Source organism: Streptomyces sp. NPDC002055, from assembly GCF_040296705.1.
GTDB lineage: Bacteria > Actinomycetota > Actinomycetes > Streptomycetales > Streptomycetaceae > Streptomyces.
Genome location: NZ_JBEOXS010000009.1, coordinates 25,762 through 43,783, shown reverse-complemented (window position 1 = coordinate 43,783; position 18,022 = coordinate 25,762). Strand labels below are relative to the sequence as shown.

General features: G+C 73.6%; 18 protein-coding genes. 11 read left to right on the top strand and 7 right to left on the bottom strand.

What is annotated here, in order from left to right:
* Positions 1 to 3 precede the first annotated feature (3 nt).
* From ABT112_RS07470 to ABT112_RS07460, 3 genes are read right to left on the bottom strand one after another with little or no spacing between them, the layout of a single operon-like run.
* Entirely contained in the window at positions 4 to 663 is a 660-nt protein-coding gene (locus tag ABT112_RS07470) for a TrmH family RNA methyltransferase (RefSeq protein WP_351506611.1), read from the bottom strand.
* Complete coding sequence (locus tag ABT112_RS07465; RefSeq protein WP_351506609.1) at positions 660 to 2,102, bottom strand: HTTM domain-containing protein; 1,443 nt, start codon at positions 2,100 to 2,102, stop codon at positions 660 to 662. The genes ABT112_RS07470 and ABT112_RS07465 overlap by 4 nt, the downstream gene beginning before the upstream one ends.
* Positions 2,099 to 2,773, bottom strand: a complete 675-nt coding sequence (locus ABT112_RS07460) for a DUF5819 family protein (protein ID WP_351506606.1) — start codon at positions 2,771 to 2,773, stop codon at positions 2,099 to 2,101. Before ABT112_RS07460 ends, ABT112_RS07465 begins: the two co-directional genes overlap by 4 nt.
* A 178-nt stretch (positions 2,774 to 2,951) precedes the next feature.
* Between ABT112_RS07460 and paaA the strand changes: the two genes are divergently transcribed.
* The 6 genes from paaA to ABT112_RS07430 all read left to right on the top strand — a co-directional run bounded on the left by paaA (position 2,952) and on the right by ABT112_RS07430 (position 8,024).
* A complete protein-coding gene (gene paaA, locus ABT112_RS07455) occupies positions 2,952 to 3,908 on the top strand; it encodes a 1,2-phenylacetyl-CoA epoxidase subunit PaaA (protein ID WP_351506604.1) in 957 nt (318 codons plus the stop codon).
* Positions 3,905 to 4,192 carry a 1,2-phenylacetyl-CoA epoxidase subunit PaaB gene (gene paaB / locus ABT112_RS07450; protein WP_351506602.1) on the top strand — a complete coding sequence of 96 codons (288 nt, stop codon included), beginning with the start codon at positions 3,905 to 3,907 and terminating at the stop codon, positions 4,190 to 4,192. The genes paaA and paaB overlap by 4 nt, the downstream gene beginning before the upstream one ends.
* Positions 4,189 to 4,890 (top strand): 1,2-phenylacetyl-CoA epoxidase subunit PaaC, encoded by a 702-nt coding sequence (gene paaC / locus ABT112_RS07445; protein WP_351506599.1) that lies wholly within the window; start codon positions 4,189 to 4,191, stop codon positions 4,888 to 4,890. Before paaB ends, paaC begins: the two co-directional genes overlap by 4 nt.
* Positions 4,887 to 5,402 (top strand): 1,2-phenylacetyl-CoA epoxidase subunit PaaD, encoded by a 516-nt coding sequence (paaD, locus tag ABT112_RS07440; RefSeq protein WP_502975271.1) that lies wholly within the window; start codon positions 4,887 to 4,889, stop codon positions 5,400 to 5,402. The genes paaC and paaD overlap by 4 nt, the downstream gene beginning before the upstream one ends.
* Positions 5,403 to 6,482 carry a 2Fe-2S iron-sulfur cluster-binding protein gene (locus tag ABT112_RS07435; RefSeq protein ID WP_351506595.1) on the top strand — a complete coding sequence of 360 codons (1,080 nt, stop codon included), beginning with the start codon at positions 5,403 to 5,405 and terminating at the stop codon, positions 6,480 to 6,482.
* A gap of 405 nt (positions 6,483 to 6,887) precedes the next feature.
* On the top strand, positions 6,888 to 8,024 hold the full coding sequence (locus tag ABT112_RS07430) for an acyl-CoA dehydrogenase family protein (protein ID WP_351506592.1): 1,137 nt from the start codon (positions 6,888 to 6,890) through the stop codon (positions 8,022 to 8,024).
* A 252-nt stretch (positions 8,025 to 8,276) separates the two neighbouring features.
* Here ABT112_RS07430 and ABT112_RS07425 read toward each other — a convergent pair whose 3' ends face one another.
* The 4 genes from ABT112_RS07425 to ABT112_RS07410 all read right to left on the bottom strand — a co-directional run bounded on the left by ABT112_RS07425 (position 8,277) and on the right by ABT112_RS07410 (position 12,136).
* On the bottom strand, positions 8,277 to 8,621 hold the full coding sequence (locus ABT112_RS07425; RefSeq protein ID WP_351506590.1) for a rhodanese-like domain-containing protein: 345 nt from the start codon (positions 8,619 to 8,621) through the stop codon (positions 8,277 to 8,279).
* A 56-nt stretch (positions 8,622 to 8,677) separates the two neighbouring features.
* Positions 8,678 to 9,511, bottom strand: a complete 834-nt coding sequence (locus ABT112_RS07420; protein WP_351506587.1) for a J domain-containing protein — start codon at positions 9,509 to 9,511, stop codon at positions 8,678 to 8,680.
* Positions 9,512 to 10,059: 548 nt separating this feature from the next.
* Positions 10,060 to 11,514 carry a DUF2252 domain-containing protein gene (locus ABT112_RS07415; protein WP_502975270.1) on the bottom strand — a complete coding sequence of 485 codons (1,455 nt, stop codon included), beginning with the start codon at positions 11,512 to 11,514 and terminating at the stop codon, positions 10,060 to 10,062.
* A gap of 259 nt (positions 11,515 to 11,773) precedes the next feature.
* Positions 11,774 to 12,136, bottom strand: coding sequence for a winged helix-turn-helix transcriptional regulator (locus tag ABT112_RS07410; protein WP_351506585.1), 363 nt, complete (start codon positions 12,134 to 12,136; stop codon positions 11,774 to 11,776).
* Positions 12,137 to 12,241: 105 nt separating this feature from the next.
* Here ABT112_RS07410 and ABT112_RS07405 point away from each other — a divergent pair, with 105 nt between their 5' ends.
* The 5 genes from ABT112_RS07405 to ABT112_RS07385 all read left to right on the top strand — a co-directional run bounded on the left by ABT112_RS07405 (position 12,242) and on the right by ABT112_RS07385 (position 18,012).
* Positions 12,242 to 12,892: an FMN-dependent NADH-azoreductase gene (locus ABT112_RS07405; protein ID WP_351506582.1), complete on the top strand. Its 651-nt coding sequence runs from the start codon at positions 12,242 to 12,244 to the stop codon at positions 12,890 to 12,892.
* A gap of 532 nt (positions 12,893 to 13,424) precedes the next feature.
* Positions 13,425 to 14,321 (top strand): TauD/TfdA family dioxygenase, encoded by an 897-nt coding sequence (locus tag ABT112_RS07400; protein ID WP_351506581.1) that lies wholly within the window; start codon positions 13,425 to 13,427, stop codon positions 14,319 to 14,321.
* Positions 14,318 to 15,490, top strand: a complete 1,173-nt coding sequence (locus ABT112_RS07395) for a glycerate kinase (protein WP_351506579.1) — start codon at positions 14,318 to 14,320, stop codon at positions 15,488 to 15,490. The genes ABT112_RS07400 and ABT112_RS07395 overlap by 4 nt, the downstream gene beginning before the upstream one ends.
* Before the next feature lie 228 nt (positions 15,491 to 15,718).
* Positions 15,719 to 16,831, top strand: a complete 1,113-nt coding sequence (locus ABT112_RS07390; RefSeq protein WP_351506577.1) for an Ldh family oxidoreductase — start codon at positions 15,719 to 15,721, stop codon at positions 16,829 to 16,831.
* Positions 16,828 to 18,012, top strand: coding sequence for a pyridoxal phosphate-dependent aminotransferase (locus tag ABT112_RS07385; RefSeq protein WP_351506575.1), 1,185 nt, complete (start codon positions 16,828 to 16,830; stop codon positions 18,010 to 18,012). Before ABT112_RS07390 ends, ABT112_RS07385 begins: the two co-directional genes overlap by 4 nt.
* Positions 18,013 to 18,022 lie beyond the last annotated feature (10 nt).

Below are 18,022 nucleotides of genomic sequence, written 5' to 3'. Positions count from 1 at the left end.
GGGCTACGGGTTCTCGATACGGGCGTGGCGGCCGATCCAGGCGTGCATGGCGACGGCGGCCGCCGCGCCCGCGTTGATCGACCGGGTGGAGCCGAACTGCGCGATCGAGCACACCATGGCCGCGTGCCGGCGGGCCTCCTCGGTCAGTCCCGGGCCCTCCTGGCCGAACAGCAGCACACAGCGGCGGGGCAGCTCCGTGGTCTCCAGCGGGACGGAGCCGGGGAGGTTGTCGATACCGATGATCGGCAGCCTCTCGGCCGCCGCCCAGGCGGTGAGCTCCGCGGTGTCGGGGTGGTGGCGGACGTGCTGGTAGCGGTCGGTGACCATGGCGCCGCGCCGGTTCCAGCGCCGCCGCCCCACGATGTGGATCTCCTTCGCGAGGAAGGCGTTGGCGGTGCGCACCACGGAGCCGATGTTGAAGTCGTGCCCCCAGTTCTCCACGGCGACGTGGAAGTCGTGGCGGCGGGTGTCGAGGTCGGCGACGATCGCCTCACGCGTCCAGTAGCGGTAGCGGTCGACGACATTGCGCCGGTCGCCGTGCGCGAGCAGCTCGGGGTCGTAACGGTCGCCCTCCGGCCACGGCAGGGGGTGCGGGCCGACGCCGACCTCGGCGGGTCCGTAGCCGTCGTCGTACTGAACGGTCTCGATGCTGTCGCTGCTCACCCGACGAGGGTACGGTCCGGCCGCCCGCCGTCGCTCCGGACGGCCTCCCCCGCCGAGCGGGCGGGACGGAGCTCCCGGAGCCGGGCCGCCCGGCCCCCGACCCACCGGAGGAACCCGGTCGGCAGGAAGACCGCGTCCGCGGCGATCATGGCGAGCGAGAAGAAGGGCAGGCCGAGCGCGAAGGCGATGGCCAGGTGCTCGGCCATCATCAGCACGAGCAGGACGTTCTTGACCCCGCGGTTGAACAGGGTGAACGGGAAGGCGACCTGGACGATCACCGTGCCGTAGGTGATGAGCATGACCAGCACCCCGCTGCCTGCGAGGACACCGGAGAGCTCGGGCCAGGGTGAGAAGTAGTTCAGGTGCATCGGGTAGTAGAGGGCGGTGCCGTCCTGCCAGCGCGTGCCCTGGACCTTGTACCAGCCGGCGGTCGCGTAGATCAGACACACCTCGGCCATGATCACCAACAGGGCGCCGTTGTGGACGAGATTGGTGACGGCCTCCAGGACGGTGGCCGCCTCACGGCTCACGGTCCGCTCCGGCCGCACCTCCCGGGGCGACGTCCCAGCGGCCGCCCCCGCGCCCGTACCCGCCGCGCCCGCCTGCTGCATCGTCGTCCGCTCGGCCGGTGCGGGTTCCGTCAGTGCGGCACCGGCCGACGCCGTCAGGGCCGGTGCCGTCCGTGCGGGTGTCGCGTCGGCCGGTCCGCGCTGCCCCGGCACACTCGGTGCGCTCGTGTCCCCGGGCATCGGCAGGCCGGTGCCACAGACACGGCGGCGGACCGCCCCGTGGACGCCCTGCGCGACCCAGAGGCCCCAGTAGACCGCCTGCCAGCCCGCGCTGAGCCGGTCCGATGCGGTGGCGAGGAGGAGAACGGCGCCGAGCACGGCCCAGAGAACGATCCCGCCCCGGTCCCCGCCGCCGTCCCCCGTCCGCGCGCGACGCCGGGCGTCCAGGGACCACACCTGCCCGCAGCGGGTGAGCACGAGGTAGATCGCCATGAGGTGGATGACGTTGTCGCCGCCGTCGCCGACGAAGATGCTGCGGTTCTGCAGGGACAGCACCCCGGTCATGAACAGCACCGATGTGGCACGGGTGCGCCAGCCGAGCAGCAGCAGCACACCGGCGGCGATGGCGAAGAAGTAGACGGCTTCGAACCAGAGCCTGCCGTCGGACCAGATCAGCGCGGTGAGGGCACCGTTCTCGTCGATCAGCCGACGGGCCATGTCCCAGCTCCACGGGCCGTCGGGCCCGTACAGCTCATGGCGGTGCGGCCACTCGCGGAGCAGGAAGGCCAGCCAGGTGAAGGAGAAGCCGATCCGGATCACGGCGGTCTGGTACGGCCCGAGGGCGCTGCCCGTGACGCGGGCGATGCCGCGGGCGAACGCCCGTTCGGCGCGACGCGGGACGGAGCGACGCGGGGCGGAGGTCGGGGTCATCGGTGGCCGGCCCCTTCCGGTATGTCCTTCGAGGAGACCGGCCACCAGGGCATCACCCGGTGGACGGTCTTGGTGTCGACCTTCTCGTCACTCCACGGCGGCGGGGCGATCGGGGTGGTGGCGGACCTCAGCTGGATCCGCCGGACCTTGCCTCCGGACTCCTCGGGGCCCAACCGGAGCATCACGATGCGGCGCAGATACTGCTCGGACAGCTCTCCGCGCAGACCGTTGGGCCGGTTCCTGGTGTCGTGCGAACCGATGAGCAGGTCCCAGGCGCGGCGCAGTTCGTTCTGCTCGGTGTGGCTGGGGAGGAGCCGGTGGTGGATCGCCGCACCGTCCTGGGCCGACAGATCGGTCCACTTCGTGGTCGCGGTGCCTCCCTCGGCCGTGCGTATCTCGGCGCGGGCCTGGACGGCGATGTTCTGCTGGAGCGGGTTCGGGGCGAACAGCTTCCAGTTCTGTTCGAACTCCGGATAGATGTAGTCGTCGATCGTCGCCCCGTGCTGCTTGGTGATCGTGTTGGCGGGAGCGAGGTGCAGGAAGACCATCCCGAGATGCACCGCGGCGGCGACCACGACCACGGCGAACGCCACCGCGACCACTATGCGCGAAGGCAGCGAGAGCGCGGCGACACCGCCCGGCACCGCCGTCCCCTCCTCGTGACGCTCCATTCCGCCCCTCCCGAGTCCGGATCTCCGTGGAACGGTACTCAGAGCGCCCCTTCCGGCACAGCGTCTCGCGGTTATCCACAGCCTTGACACCTTACGATCCCCCACCGCACCATTGAACCGAACGATCGGTCGGTCGGCGGTCGGTCGATCCGGGCTCGTCGGATGAGAGGGGCGCCTGGTGACAACGGTGGTTGCAGCCGAGAGCGCGGGCGCGTACGCAGCGGCGTTCGACGCGGCGGTGGCGGCGGACGAGCGGATCGAACCACGTGACTGGATGCCGGACGCCTACCGCGCGACGCTGGTGCGGCAGATCGCCCAGCACGCCCACTCCGAGATCATCGGCATGCAGCCGGAGGCCAACTGGATCACCCGCGCGCCGTCCCTGCGGCGCAAGGCGATCCTCATGGCGAAGGTCCAGGACGAGGCCGGCCACGGGCTCTACCTGTACAGCGCGGCCGAGACCCTGGGCACCGGACGGGACGAACTGCTCGACAAGCTCCACTCCGGCCGTCAGAAGTACTCCTCGATCTTCAACTACCCCACGCTGACCTGGGCGGACGTGGGGGCCATCGGCTGGCTGGTCGACGGTGCCGCGATCACCAACCAGGTGCCGCTGTGCCGCTGCTCCTACGGGCCCTACGCCCGCGCCATGGTGCGGATCTGCAAGGAGGAGTCGTTCCACCAGCGGCAGGGATACGAACTGCTGCTCGCCCTCAGCCGGGGTACCGAAGCACAGCACGCGATGGCACAGGACGCGGTCGACCGCTGGTGGTGGCCGTCCCTGATGATGTTCGGCCCGCCCGACGACGAGTCCGCGCACTCCGCCCAGTCCATGGCCTGGAAGATCAAGCGGCACTCCAACGACGAGCTGCGGCAGCGCTTCGTGGACATCTGCGTGCCGCAGGCCGAAGCCCTCGGGCTGGCCCTGCCCGACCCGGACCTGCGGTGGAACGAGGACCGCGGGCACCACGACTTCGGGGCCATCGACTGGGACGAGTTCCGCGCGGTCCTCAAGGGCAACGGCCCGTGCAACGAACAGCGGATCACCCAGCGCCGACGGGCGCACGAGGAAGGCGCCTGGGTGCGCGAGGCAGCGGCGGCGTACGCCGCCAAACACGGGGAGGCATCGGCATGAGCGCTACGGACTGGCCACTGTGGGAGGTGTTCGTCCGCAGCCGGCGGGGCCTGTCGCACACCCACGCCGGAAGCCTGCACGCCCCCGACGCCGCCATGGCGCTCCGCAACGCCCGTGACCTCTACACCCGGCGGGCCGAGGGCGTCTCGATCTGGGTGGTGCCCTCCACGGCCGTCACCGCCTCCTCCCCCGATGAGAAGGACCCGTTCTTCGAGCCGGCAGCCGACAAGCCCTACCGGCACCCGACCTTCTACGAGATCCCGGAAGGGGTGCAGCACCTGTGACCGCAGCGCTGGCCCTCGGCGACGACGCCCTCGTGCTCTCCCACCGGCTGGGGGAGTGGGCGGGCAACGCCCCCGTGCTCGAGGAGGAGGTCGCTCTCGCCAACATCGCCCTCGACCTGCTCGGCCAGGCGCGGGTCCTGCTGTCCATGGAGGGCGACGAGGACGAACTCGCCTACCTCCGCGAGGAGCGCGCCTTCCGCAATGTGCAGCTCGTCGAACAGCCCTGCACCGACTTCGCGCAGGCCATGGCCCGGCAGCTCTACTTCTCCACCTACCAGGAGCTGCTGTACGGGCAGTTGGCTCAGGGGGACAGCGCCTTCGCCCCGCTCGCGGCGAAGGCGGTCAAGGAAGTCGCCTACCACCGCGACCACGCCGAGCACTGGACCCTGCGCCTGGGTGACGGTACGGCGGAGAGCCACGCCCGGATGCAGCGCGCGCTCGACGAGCTGTGGCGCTTCACCGGCGAGCTGTTCCAGCCGGTCGAGGGGCCGGCCGTGGACTGGGAGTCCCTCCGAGCGGCGTGGACGGCATCCGTCGCGTCCGTGGTGGAGCGCGCCACTCTGACGCTGCCGACCGGTCCGCAGCGTGGCGGATGGGCGGCGGGCGCGGGCCGTCAGGGCCTGCACACCGAATCGTTCGGGCGGATGCTCGCGGAGATGCAGCATCTGCACCGCAGCCACCCGGGAGCGACGTGGTGACCCCCGACACGGCGCCCCCGGCCGCCCCGACCGCCCTCGAGGAGGAGCTCCGGCGGCTCGCCGGTTCGGTGCCCGACCCGGAACTCCCCGTGCTCACCTTGGAGGAGCTGGGGGTCCTGCGCGGACTGCATGTCCTGGGCCCGGGACGGGTCGAGGTGGAGCTCACCCCGACGTACACCGGCTGCCCGGCCATCGAGTCCATGACCGCGGACATCGAGCGGGTCCTGCACGAGCGAGGCATACCCGACGTCGCCGTCCGCACGGTCCTCGCCCCGCCGTGGTCGACCGATGCCATCAGCTCCGAAGGCCGGCGCAAGCTCGAAGAGTTCGGTATCGCACCACCGCGCCCGGGAGGCCCGAGCGGTCCGGTCATGGTGGAGCTGTCCGTGCGCTGCCCGAACTGCGGATCCACCGACACCACGCTGCTGAGCCGTTTCTCCTCCACCGCGTGCAAGGCGCTGCGCCGCTGCGAGTCCTGCCGCGAACCGTTCGACCACTTCAAGGAGTTGTAGATGGCCGCGGCTCGTCATGGCGCCTTCCATCAGCTGCAGGTGGCCGCGGTCGACCGGCTCACCGACGACTCGGTCGCCGTCACCTTCACGGTTCCGCCCGAGCTGCGCGAGGCGTACCGGTTCACCCCCGGGCAGCACCTCGCGCTGCGGCGCCGCGGCGCGGACGGCACGGAGATCCGCCGCACCTATTCCCTCTGCGGCCCCGCCGGGAGTTCCGGGGGGCCGGAGACGCTGCGGGTGGGGGTGCGGCTGGTCGAGGGCGGGGAGTTCTCGACGTTCGCCCTCAAGGAGTTGCAGGCCGGCCACACCGTGGAGGTCATGGCGCCGGCCGGGCGATTCGTCCTGGAACCCACGGCGGGGCACTTCGCCGCTGTGGTCGGGGGCAGCGGTATCACCCCGGTGCTGTCGATCGTCTCCACCCTGCTGGCCCGGGAGCCGAACGCCCGCTTCTGTCTGATCCGCAGCGACCGCACCGCCGCCTCGACGATGTTCCTGGACGAGGTCGCCGACCTGAAGGACCGGTACCCGGACCGGCTGCAGCTCGTCCAGACCCTGTCCCGCGAGGATCAACAGGCCGGTCTGCCGTCGGGACGGCTGGACGAGGCCCGGCTCGGGGAACTGCTGCCGGCTCTGCTGCCCGTGGACTCGATCGACGGCTGGTTCCTGTGCGGCCCCTACGGGCTGGTGCAGGGTGCGGAGCGGGCCCTGCGGGCGCTCGGCGTACCGCGCGCCCGGGTCCACGAGGAGATCTTCCATGTGGCGGACGACTCGTCCGCGCCGGCCGCACCGGCGTCGGCACCGGCGCACAGCACGGTGACGGCAACCCTGGACGGCCGGTCCGGCAGCTGGCCGGTGCGGAACGCCGAGTCACTGCTGGAGGCCGTTCTGCGGAACCGCGCCGACGCTCCGTACGCCTGCAAGGGTGGCGTGTGCGGGACCTGCCGGGCCTTCGTGGTCTCCGGCGAGGTCCGTATGGACCGGAACTTCGCGCTGGAGCCGGACGAGGTCGGCGCGGGCTATGTCCTGGCCTGCCAGTCCCACCCGGTCACCGAGCAGGTGGAGCTGGACTTCGACCGCTGACCTGCGGACGCGTCGCTCCGAGGGTGGCCGGCCTGGGCGCCGAACGGCATCATCCACTCCCCGGCGCCGGGGTCGGCATGCGGCGCCGGGTGCGCGGGCGCGCCGGAGTCACCACCGGCAGCACCGGGCGTTATCGGCGGGGGGACGTAGCCCTGCCCGGGCGCCGCCGGCGGCGATCCGGGGGGAGCCACGCTCCGGAGGACTCGCTCCAGGGGACTCGCTCCAGGGGAGCCACGCTCCGGGGGACTCCCGCCTTGCCTGCGGTGCCTTGCCTGCGGGGCCTTCCCGGCGGAGAAACGCAGCGGGCTGTCCGGTGGGAGTGCGGACACCATTCCCAATTCCTGCAACATGTTCTACCTTGACGCACCGTCAGAGACTCTGCGGGTGTGTGCGGGAGGACGGGCAGTGGACTTCACCTTCACCGAAGAGCAGCAGGCGGCCGTCGAGGCAGCACAGGCCGTCTTCTCCGGGGTGGCACCCGACAGTGTGCCCAGCCCCGCCCTCGTGCCCGGTGCCGTCGCCGAGGACTTCGACCGTGCGCTGTGGCACAAGCTGGCCCGGGCCGACCTGTTGAGCCTCGTCCTCGAACCCCGGCACGGCGGGGCGGGCCTCGACCTCATGGCGCTCTGCCTCGTACTGCGGGAGTCCGCGAAGGTGCTGGCACGGATTCCCCTGCTGGAAACCGGCGCCGCCGCCCTCGCCCTGCGGGCCCACGGCGGTGCCGAACTCTGTGACGACCTGCTCCCCCGGATCGGCCGGGGTGAACTCGTCCTGACGGTCGCCTCCAACGGCCGTACCGGCCACGACGCGGCGCCGCTCTCGGTCACCGCACACCGGGACGGTGACGCCTGGCAGCTGGACGGGGTGCAGACGGCCGTGCCCTGGGGGCAGGTCGCAGACCTCGTTCTCGTACCGGCGCGTACCGGGGACGGTCGAACGGTGGTCGCCCTGGTCCCCCGCCCCCACGACGGGGTGTCCCTGGCCGAGCAGGTGTCCACCAGCGGCGAGCGTTACGCGGAGGTCCGTCTGGACTCCGTACGGATCGCCGACCGCGACACCCTGTCCGGCGAGGGCGTCTGGGAGCGGCTGCGCGATGTGCTCGCCACCGGCACCTGCGCTCTCGCGCTCGGCCTGGGGCTCGGTGTGCTCGGGATGACCGGCGAATACACAGCCAAGCGGGAGCAGTTCGGCTTCCCCGTGGCCACCTTCCAGGCGGTGGCGGTCCAGGCCGCGGACCGCTTCATCGATCTGCGCGCCATGGAGGCGACCCTCTGGCAGGCCGCCTGGCGGCTCACCAGCGGAGCACCGGGGGCGCTGCCCCCGAGCGGCGACGTGGCGGTGGCGAAGATCTGGGCCTCCGAGGGTGTGCGCCGGGTCGTGCAGACAGCCCAGCACCTGCACGGCGGCTTCGGGGCGGACACCGACTACGCGCTGCACCGCTACCACGCCTGGGCCAAACAGCTGGAGCTGTCGCTCGGCCCGGCCGCGGCCCATGAGGAAGCCCTCGGCACGCTCCTCGCCGCCCACCCCCTCGCTTCCTAGACGCCGCCCGGGAACCGGCCGGCCTCCACGGCCACCCGAGCACGGCACCCGAGCACCGGACGCCCGGTCCGGACCGCCGGGCATCCGCACCGCCGGGCATCCGGACCGCCGGGGACCGGGACGGAGCGGGCGACCGGGACGGCGCCGAGGGCCGGGACGAAAAGGCCGGGGCCGGGGCCGGGCAGGGCGCTCAGAGCACGGGCGAGGGAGGCTCAGAGCACGGACCGGGAAGGCCGGGAAAGCCGGGAAGGCTCAGAGCACGAAGGCCTGTCCGCCGGTCTCCGCGACCAGCGGGCGCCCCGCGGCTTCCCAGCCGAGCATGCCGCCGTCGACGTTCACCGCGTCCAGGCCCTGGGCGATCAGGTACTGCGCCACCTGTGCGGACCGGCCGCCGACCCGGCACACCACGTGCACCCGCCGACCGTCGGCAGCCGCCTCGGTCAGCTCGCCGAACCGTGCCACGACCTGGCCCATCGGGAGGTGCAGCGCGCCCTCGGCGTGCCCGGCCGCCCATTCGTCGTCCTCACGGACGTCCAGCAGAAAGCCGTCGGACGGAACCGCCCCGGCATCCACGGCGGGCAGCTGGGCGAAGTGCATGAGGTCAGCCTCTCTCGGTGTCGTCGGGCCGGACGGGTCGGCCCTCCCCCCGCACGTTACCCAACCAGCTCCGCCAGCCGCGCCTCCCGCTCGGAGACCTGCGCCAGCAGCTGCTCGGCGATCTCGTCGAGCAGGGCGTCCGGGTCCTCCGGCGCCATCTTCAGCATCGCGCCGATGGCGCTCGACTCCAGTTCGGCCGCGACGGCGGCCAGCATCTCCTTGCGCTGGGCCAGCCACTCCAGGCGGGCGTAGAGCTCCTCGCTCCTGCTGGGGCGCTGCTCCTCGTCGCGAGGACCGGCCTCCCACTCCTGCGCGAGGTCGCCGAGCGCCGCCTGATCGCCCGCCGCGTAGGCCTTGTTGACCCGCACGATGAACTCGCTGCGCCGCTCCCGCTCCGTCTCGTCCCGTGCCAGATCGGGGTGCGCCTTGCGGACCAGCTCGCGGTACATCCGCCGGGCCTCCTCGCTCGGCCGCACCCGACGCGGCGGCTGCACCGGGCGCTCGGTGAGCATCGCCGAGGCTTCGGGCGACAGGCCGTCGGAGTCGATCCAGCCGTTGAACAGTTCCTCGACGGCAGGCATCGGCAGGACCAGCCCCCGGGCCTGCTGTGCCTTGCGCAGGTCCTCCGGGTCACCGGTCCGGGCGGCGATCGCCTCGGCGATCATCGCGTCGAGCTCGTCGAGCCGGGCGTACATCGGGCCGAGCCGCTGGTGGTGCAGCCGGGAGAAGTTCTCCACCTCGACCCGGAAAGTCTCCACGGCGATCTCGAACTCGATCAGCGCCTGCTCGGCCGCGCTCACCGCCTGCTCCAGGCGTGCCTCCGGCCGCGGACCGCCCTGGGGCTCCGTCCGCTCCGCTTCCGGGTTCGTCTCGGCTTCCGGATTTGTCACCCGGCCAGCCTACGGGCCGTTCCTCCCCGGTGGTTCCAGGAGGGCCAGGAACGGTGGCCCGGCAGGGGACTGGCGCCTCACCGCAGCGGTGCCGCACTCCGGTTCACGAGCTGCCGGTTCACGACCCGCTCGTTCACCGGCCGCCGTTCATCGGCTGCCGTTCACCGACGACCGGCTCGTGAGCGGGCGCACACCGGTGCCGGCCGGACCGCTGCCGTCCCGGGACGGCAGGCACGGGACGTCGGGACGGTCAGGAAGGCACGTCGGGACGGTGACGGCCGGGCCCGGGAGCTCGGGCACCCCGCCTGCGGCTCCGGCCCGCCCCGGCCGAGCCCGGGGCAGCCAGCCCGGCCCGCAGAGCAGCCGCCCCTGCCGACCCAGCCGGGGCGACCCAGCCGACCCGGCCGGGCCGGCCCTGCCCGCGGGCGTTCCGGTCGCCCACCGTCTCGGTCGCCGGCGTTGCCCGGCCCGGATCAGCCGACCCAGCCCGGATCAGCGGATCAGCCGACCCAGCCCGGCCCAGCCCGGATCAGCCCAGTGCAGCCCGGTCAGACCCCCGGCTCAGCGGCTATCCGCCCGTTCCGCACCGCCGTGGCGAGCTCGGCGTGGTCCGCCTCGGTCCGGTCCGCGTACGCCACCGCGAAGGCGGCGATCGCGTCGTCCAGCACTTCGTTCTTGCCGCAGTAGCCGGCGATCAGCCGGGGATCCACGCTGTGCGTGTGCGCCCGCGCCAGGAGTGCGCCGGTCATCCGCCCGTAGTCGTCGAGCTGGTCGGGGGCGAGGGCTGCCGGGTCCACACTGCCCTTCCGGTTCCGGAACTGCCGGACCTGGAACGGATGCCCGTCGACCGTGGCCCAGCCGAGCAGGAGGTCGCTCACCACCTGCATCCGCTGCTGGCCGAGCACCACGCGCTGCCCCTCGTGCCCGCCGCGGCGCTCCTGGTGCGTGCCGAATCCGGACTTCTCCACATGGGGCAGCAGCACCGAGGGCCGCGCCTCCTTGACCTGGAGCACCAGCGGCTCGCCCAGGTGGTCGAGCAGCAGCACCACATAGGACCGCAGGCCCACACTGCCGGTGCCGACGACCCGGATGGCGACGTCGTGCACCGCGTACCGCCCGAGCAGCGGCAGCCGGTCGGGCGGCAGCGTCCGGAGATAGTCGGGCAGCGCGGATGCCACCGCGGCGGCCTCGGCGTCGGAGACCCGCCGCAGCACCGGCGGGGCGTCCGTGAAGCCGCGGCCGCCGTCCGGGAGGCTTTCGGTGGCCTTGGCGGCGAATCGCGCACTGGTGTTGCGCCGCGCCTTCTCCGAGACCCGCTGCAGGGTGCCGATCAGGTCGCGCGCGTCGGTGTGGGAGACCAGCTCCTCGTCGGCGATGGCGTTCCAGGCGTCCAGCACCGGCATCTTCGCGAGCAGCCGGGCGGTGCGGCGGTAGGCCCCCGCGGTGTCCTGCGCCGCCTTCCGGCAGGTGTCCTCGTCCGCGCCCGCCACCCGGCCCGCCAGCACGAGCGACGTGGCCAACCGCTTGAGATCCCACTCCCAGGGACCGTGCACGGTCTCGTCGAAATCGTTGATGTCCATGACGAGATTGCCCAGGGGATCGCCGTAGAGGCCGTAGTTCCCGGCGTGCGCGTCACCGCAGATCTGCGCGCCGATCCCGGTGACCGGCGTGCCCGACAGGTCGTACGCCATCAGCCCCGCCGATCCGCGGAGGAAGGCGAACGGGTTCGCGGCCATGCGGCCGACCCGGATCGGCGTCAGCTCCGGGAGCCGCCCGGCGTTGGACTCCTCGACGGCCGTCAGGGCATCCGGCCGCCCCGCCCCGAGCGCGGCCTCGGCGTGCGCGGAGCGCGGCACCCGTTCCCGCAGCGCCTTGCCCCGCTCCTTCGGCGTGGGGGACCCCTCCGGCCACGGGGCGAACCCCGGCACATGAGGAATCCGCCTGCCCGGCCGCCCCGCTCGTCCCGCCGGTCCCGCCCGTCCCGCCTCCGCCTCGTCCATCATGTGCCGCCTCCCCGTAACCACCCACTACGACTGGGCCACGACCGTACCGCCGGTTCCCAGCCGGCGCAGACCCTGTGGACAACCTCTGCGGACGACACCCGGCGGCCGGCGCGGGAGTGGCTCGCACAGGGCGCGACCTGCGGGGGAGCGACGGGAGGGCCGGGAAGACGAGGACGGGCACAGGGACGAGGACGCACTGTGCCCCACCTCCGCCGGGCGCCGGCAAAGCCCCAGCCCGTCAACGCCGGCCCCTCACGCCTCAGCCGCGGAAGCGCTCCGGGCAGTCGCCCCCGTCCGGGAGGTGCAGCTCCGCCCACCGCCCCAGCTCCTTCAGCGCCGGCTCCAGGGCCCGGCCGGCCTCCGTGAGCCGGTAGGAGACGCGCAGCGGAGGCCCGGCGTCGACCTCGCGCACGACCAGGCCCGCCCCGGCGAGCTGCGTCAGCCGGTCCGACAGCATGCGCTCGCTGATGCCCGGGATGGCCCGGCGGAGCTCGGCGAAGTGCACCGCCCGCTGCAGCAGCACGGACACGATCAGGCCGGTCCAGCGCTTCCCGAACAGCTCGAAGACCCGCGTCATGCCGGCATCGACCTTCTTGCACGCCTGCTCGTCGCCGTTCGTCATGGCTCCAGGGTACTAGCCATCCGTACGGAACTGCAGAAAAGTAAGTAGCTGTGCTAAGAATAGCTACGTACGGATTTCAACTTCTCTCGACGCCGGAGGCACCCCATGCCCACGCTGCTCCACCTCGACTCCTCCGCCCTCCCGCTGGGCGGCTCCTCCTCCCGTGACGTCGCCGCCACCTTCCGCAGGGCGTGGGAGGCGCAGCACCCCGACGGCACGGTCATCCACCGCGACCTGGCCGCCGACCCGCTGCCGCACATCGACGCTGCGGGCATCTCCGCGGCCTTCGCCGACCCCTCCGGGCACTCCGCCGAGCAGAAAACGGCCTTCGCCCTCCGCGACACCCTCGCGAAGGAGCTGGAGCAGGCCGACGCGGTGCTCATCGGCGCCCCGATGTACAACTTCACGATTCCCTCGACCCTCAAGGCCTGGCTCGACCACGTGATCGTGATGGGCCGGACGGCCGGGGACGCCCCCTCCGCGGCGGGCACGCCGGTCACGGTGATCGCCAGCCGGGGCGGTTCGTACGCCCCGGGCACACCGCGCGAGGGCTTCGAGTTCGTCCAGACCTACCTGGAGAAGGTGCTCGGCGGGATGCTCGGGCTCGAGGTCGACTTCATCGTTCCGGAGCTCACGCTCGCCCGGAGCAACCCGGCCATGGCCGACCTGGTCGAGCTCGCCGACGCGTCCCGCACCAAGGCGCACGAGGACGCGACGGAGAAGGCCGAGGCCCTCGCCGCCCGCCTCGCCGCCTGAACCGGCCGCGGGACGACGGCTCCCGGTCCGCCGAGCGCCCCTGAAGCCCCGGACAGCGGGCCCTTCCGATCATGCGACGGACGTCGACGGACGTCGCTCGGAGGGGCCCGCTGTCCGTGCGCCACACGCTCCGCCCCGCCCCGTCTCCCCGCCCCCGCGAAACACCGGAGAAAACTCCCGGGAACTTCGGTCAACCGAATCGGCCACCTCGACAACTCTTCCTCGGGCCGACGGGAAATGCGGCCCGCGGCACCCGTGCACCACGTGCCGCCATCACATGCCACCGCCGCGCGCCACGCGTCAGCAGCGACCGGCACAGGACAGCACCGAACCCGGACCCGGATCCACCGGATCCACCAGATCCACCAGATCCACCAGATCCACCAGCTGAATCGACATCGCTAGCACCACCAGCACCAATCAGAACCACCAGCACCATCCAGCACCACCAGCACCAAGCACCACACCGGCACCAGAAAGCAGCGCAACAGCAACACGAAGCAACAGCAGGCAGCGGAAACAGGGGGCGCCAGTGACAGACAGCGGGCACGGGCCCGTCCGGGGGCAGACGCCGGCCGACGGGTTCGACGAGGTACGGGTGGCGGTGACGGGATCGCTGCGGTCCTGTCTGACGGAGACCGACCCGAGCACCGCCGACACGGAGGCCGCCGCGGCCGAACTGGCGAAGCTGGTGGGGATCCACCTGGACGACGGGGCGGGCGTGCTGGTCCTGACGGGGCTGCCCACCGACCCGGAGGGCGCCGAGCGGGCCGTGCTGCGCGCCACCGGTCTGCTGGGGGAGCCGCTGCCGCAGAACCGGGAGGGCACCCTCGTCCGGGAGGTGCGGGACCGGGGGATGAGCATCAGCCAGCGGGGCCGGACCCGCTATTCGGACTCGCGCTTCGGCGGCGACCTGCACACCGACGGCGCCGAGGCCCCGCTGCCCGCGCCCGATGTGTTCACCCTCTTCTGCGTCCGTCAGTCGGTGCGCGGCGGCGCCCTCCAGTGCCTCCACGTGCGGGAGGTGGAGCGCTCGCTGGACGCGGAGACCCTGGCCACGCTGCGGGCCCCCTTCCGGTTCGACCGGCGCGGCGACCAGACGGCCGGAGGCGACCCCACGACGGCGAAGCCCGTGCTCTTCACCCAGCGGGGACGTCCCGCGATCAGCTATCTCCGCAGCTACATCGACCAGGGACACGACCATCCCGGCGTGCCCGGCCTCACCGGGGCCCAGCGGGCGGCGCTCGACGCACTCGACGCGCTGATCGCCGCCGGCCCCGCGTTGCTGACCGGCAAGCTGCGGGAGGGCGAACTGGCGCTGTTCGACAATCTGTCGCTGCTGCACGGGCGCACCGAGTTCCAGGACGAGCCCGATCGCACCCGTCTCCTGCTGCGCACCTGGGTCCGCCGCGCCGGCGAACCGTCATGACCGCGGCTCGGGCAGCGGTCACGCCGGCCGCCGCGGCCGTTCCGGAGATCGTGGTGGCCCCCAACTGCCTGCGTGGTTACGCCTCGGCGGCCGAGGTGGCGGGCGCACTGGTCACCGGGGTCCGCCGGGCCCGGCCCGGAGCGCACCCGGTGGCCCGGCCGCTCGCCGACGGCGGCGACGGGACGCTCGACGCCCTGTACGCCGCCCGCGGCGGCAGCCGCCGTCCGGTCGAGGCCGTCGATGTGCTCGGCCGGACCCGGACGGCGCAGTGGCTGGCGCTGGACCGGGACACCGCCGTGGTGGAGACCGCCGCGGTGTGCGGACTCGGGGCCCTGCGCCCCGCGGAGCTGCGACCGCTGGAGGCCGGTTCGGCGGGAGCGGGGCAGGCCGTGGCGGCCGCGGTCGCGGCCGGGGCCCGCACGGTCCTGGTCGCCCTCGGCGGCACCGCGGTGGTGGACGGCGGGGCCGGGGCGCTCGCCGCGCTGGGCGCGCGTTTCCTGGACGACCGCGGCCGGGAGGTGGAGCCCTGCCCGGCGCGGCTGCCCGAGGCGGTGACCGTCGATCTGGCCCCCGCCCGCCGGCTGCTGGCCGGGGTGAACGTGCGGCTGCTGGCCGATGTGCGCACCCCGCTGTCGGACAACCTTCAGTCGTTCGGCGCCCAGAAGGGCGTGACCGCGCAGAACCGTCCGGCGGCGGTGCGGGCGCTGCGGCACTTCACCGGACTCCTGGTGGGCGCCGGCGACCACACCGCCGGGGAACGGTTCCTCACCCCCTGGTTCGGGGCGGGCGGCGGCATCGGGTTCGGGCTGTCGGCCGTGGCGGAGACCACCGCGGAGAGCGGCGCGGAGGCGCTGCTGGAGATCGCCGACCCCGACGGCCACATCGGCACGGCGGCCCTGGTCGTCACCGCCGAGGGGGCGATCGACGCCGGGACGTGGCAGGGCAAGCTGCCCGGCACCGTCGCCCGGCTGCGCCGTGAACGGGGGCTGCCCACCGGCATGGTCGCGGTGCGTGCCGCGCGGACCGGGGCCGGGCCCGATCCGCTCGTGACCACCCATCTCGTCCCGGGCGCACCGCCGGACGGACCGCTGACCGGACCCGCGCTCCGGGAAGGCCTGGCGCGGGCCGCGGCGGACGCCTGCCACGCCTGGGCGGTCCGGGCGGCCTGAGGCACGACACCCCGGGCCGGCCGTCGGCCCCGCCGCGGTCACCCCTGCCCGGAACCGGCCCCGCACGCCCACGACCCGGGCATGCCCACCCACGACTCGCACCGGTACGACCCGACTTCACCCTGTATGCGTCCGAGTCGGCCCGCACGGCCACGACTCGGCCCCGCAGCACTTTCGACAGCACGCATGACCCCGTAGGACACGAGGACGTAAGGATGCTGGAGCGATATGGACCGCAGTGACGGCACCGGCCGGGCGTTCGTGGCCGGCCGGAAGAATCTGACCGAATTCGTGGTCGAGGCACTGGTGTCCGCCGGTGCCGACGCGGCCGACGCGGCGCTCACCGCCGACGTCCTGGTGGCCGCCGACCTCGCCGGGGTGGACAGCCACGGCGTCGCCCGGCTCCGCCGCTACGTCGAGGGACTGCGGAACCGCACCATCAACGGCCGGGCGCGGCCCCGTGTCGTCCGGGAGACCGGCGGGGTCAGCGTCGTCGACGCCGGCAACGGGCTCGGCCAGCCCGCCCTCTGCTTCGCCGTCGACCTGGCCGTCGAACGCGCCAAGGAACACGGCGTGGCGGCGGTGGCGGTCCGTCGCTCGAACCACATCGGCATCGCCGGCTGGTACACCGAACGCGCCGCCCGGTCCGGCACCCTGGCGCTGCTCACCACCAACGCCACACCGCAGGTCGCCCCCGCGGGTGCCGCGGAGCCCATGTTCGGCACGGACCCGGTGAGTTACGCCCTCCCCACGGCGGGCGAGCCGCTCTGCTACGACGCGGCGACCAGCATCGTCCCGCGCGGCAAGCTGGAGCGGCTGCACCGGGAGGGGAAGCCCATGCTCGCCGGGTGGGCCGTGGGCCCCGACGGCGCCACCTCCACCGACATCCCGCGGGTCGTCGCCGGGCTCAAGGCCCGGGAGGGCTACGCGCTGCTGCCGGTCGGCGGGCTCGGCGAGGAGCGCGGCGGGCACAAGGGATCCGGCATCGGCCTCCTCGCCGAACTCCTCTGCGGACCGCTCGCCGGGGCCAGCTGGAGCCGGCACACCTACGGCCCGCAGGGCGCGGACCTCGGCCAGTTCGTCCTCTGCGTGGACCTGGCGGCGCTGGGCGACGCCGGGAGCATCACCCGGGACGTCGAGGCGATGGCCGAGGAGATCCGCGGCGCCCAGCGGGCAGACGAGGAGGTTCCGGTACGGCTCCCGGGAGAGCGCCGGCACCGCTGCGCCGAGGAGCGCTCGGAGCACGGCATTCCGCTGCTCCCCCCGGTCGTCCGGGATCTGGGGAGGATCGCCGAGCTCACCGGGATCAAGCCGCTCGGCGCCCGGGAGGTACCGGCGTGAGCCCGTCCCGCACCGCGGCTCCCGCCCGCACCGGTTCCGCGGACCGGCAGCCGCCGCTCATCGACCTGTCGTCCGGTCAGATCGTGGAGCCGCTCCCCGCCGTCGCCCGGGAGGCGATGCTCCGCGCCGCCGAGGACCCGCGGGCCGCCGCGTACGCCCCCGGCCCCGGCCTGGAGGAGCTGCGGGCGGCCGTGGCGGACCACTACGCGCGCCGCACCGGGACCGCCGCCGGACCCGACGACATCACCGTCACCGCCGGCGCCCGGCACGGTCTGTTCGCGGCCCTCGCCGCCGTCGCGCCCGGTCATGACGTCCTCGTGCCCGCACCGCACTGGAGCCACTACCCCACCCTCGTCCGGCAGGCCGGGGGCACCCCGGTGACCGTGCCCGGCGACCCGGACGGCGCCCGGCCGGCCGGCCCGGCCCGGCTGGACGCCGTGCGCACCGCCCGCACCCGGGCCCTGCTGGTCAACAGCCCGGTCAACCCGTCCGGTGCCTGCTACGACGCGGACCGGATGCGGGAGCTGCGCGCCTGGGCGGCCGACCGGGACGTCACCCTGATCGTCGACGACACCTACTGGGCGTACGGCTCGCACGTGGACACCGGCGTGCGGCCCGGGCCGCACGAGGTGGTGGTCGGCGGAGCCTCCAAGGTGTACGCCCTGGCCGGGCTGCGGATCGGCTGGGTGTGGGCCGACCGGCCGCTCGTCGCGGCCGTGCGGGAGACCGTCGAGCACACCACCGGACCCGTCTCCGGACCGGCGCAGGAAGCCGCGGCGGCGGTGCTGCGGGAGGAGAGCCGCACCGGCGGCACCGGCGCGGCCGTCGCCGGGGAGGCCGTCGCCCGGCGCGCCGCGGAGCTGGCCGGCCGGCGGGCCCGGGCGCTGGAGGCGATGGCGGGCGTGCCCTTCCTGCGTCCGGTGCCGCCCGCCGGCGGCCTCTATCTCTGCCTGGACGCCTCCCGGGCCCTGGCGCGCCGGCTGCTCGGCGCCGGGGACGACCGGGAGCTGTGCCACGCGCTGCGGCGCGCGGCGGGGGTCGGCCTGCGGGCCGGCTCGACCTTCGGCATGCCCGGTCATCTGCGGCTCTGCGTCGCGGAGACCGACGACGTCCTGCTGGCCGCCGGCCGCCGGCTGACCACCTGTCTGACGGCGGCGGCAAGCGCGGCCACCGATCACTGAGGGGAATCCC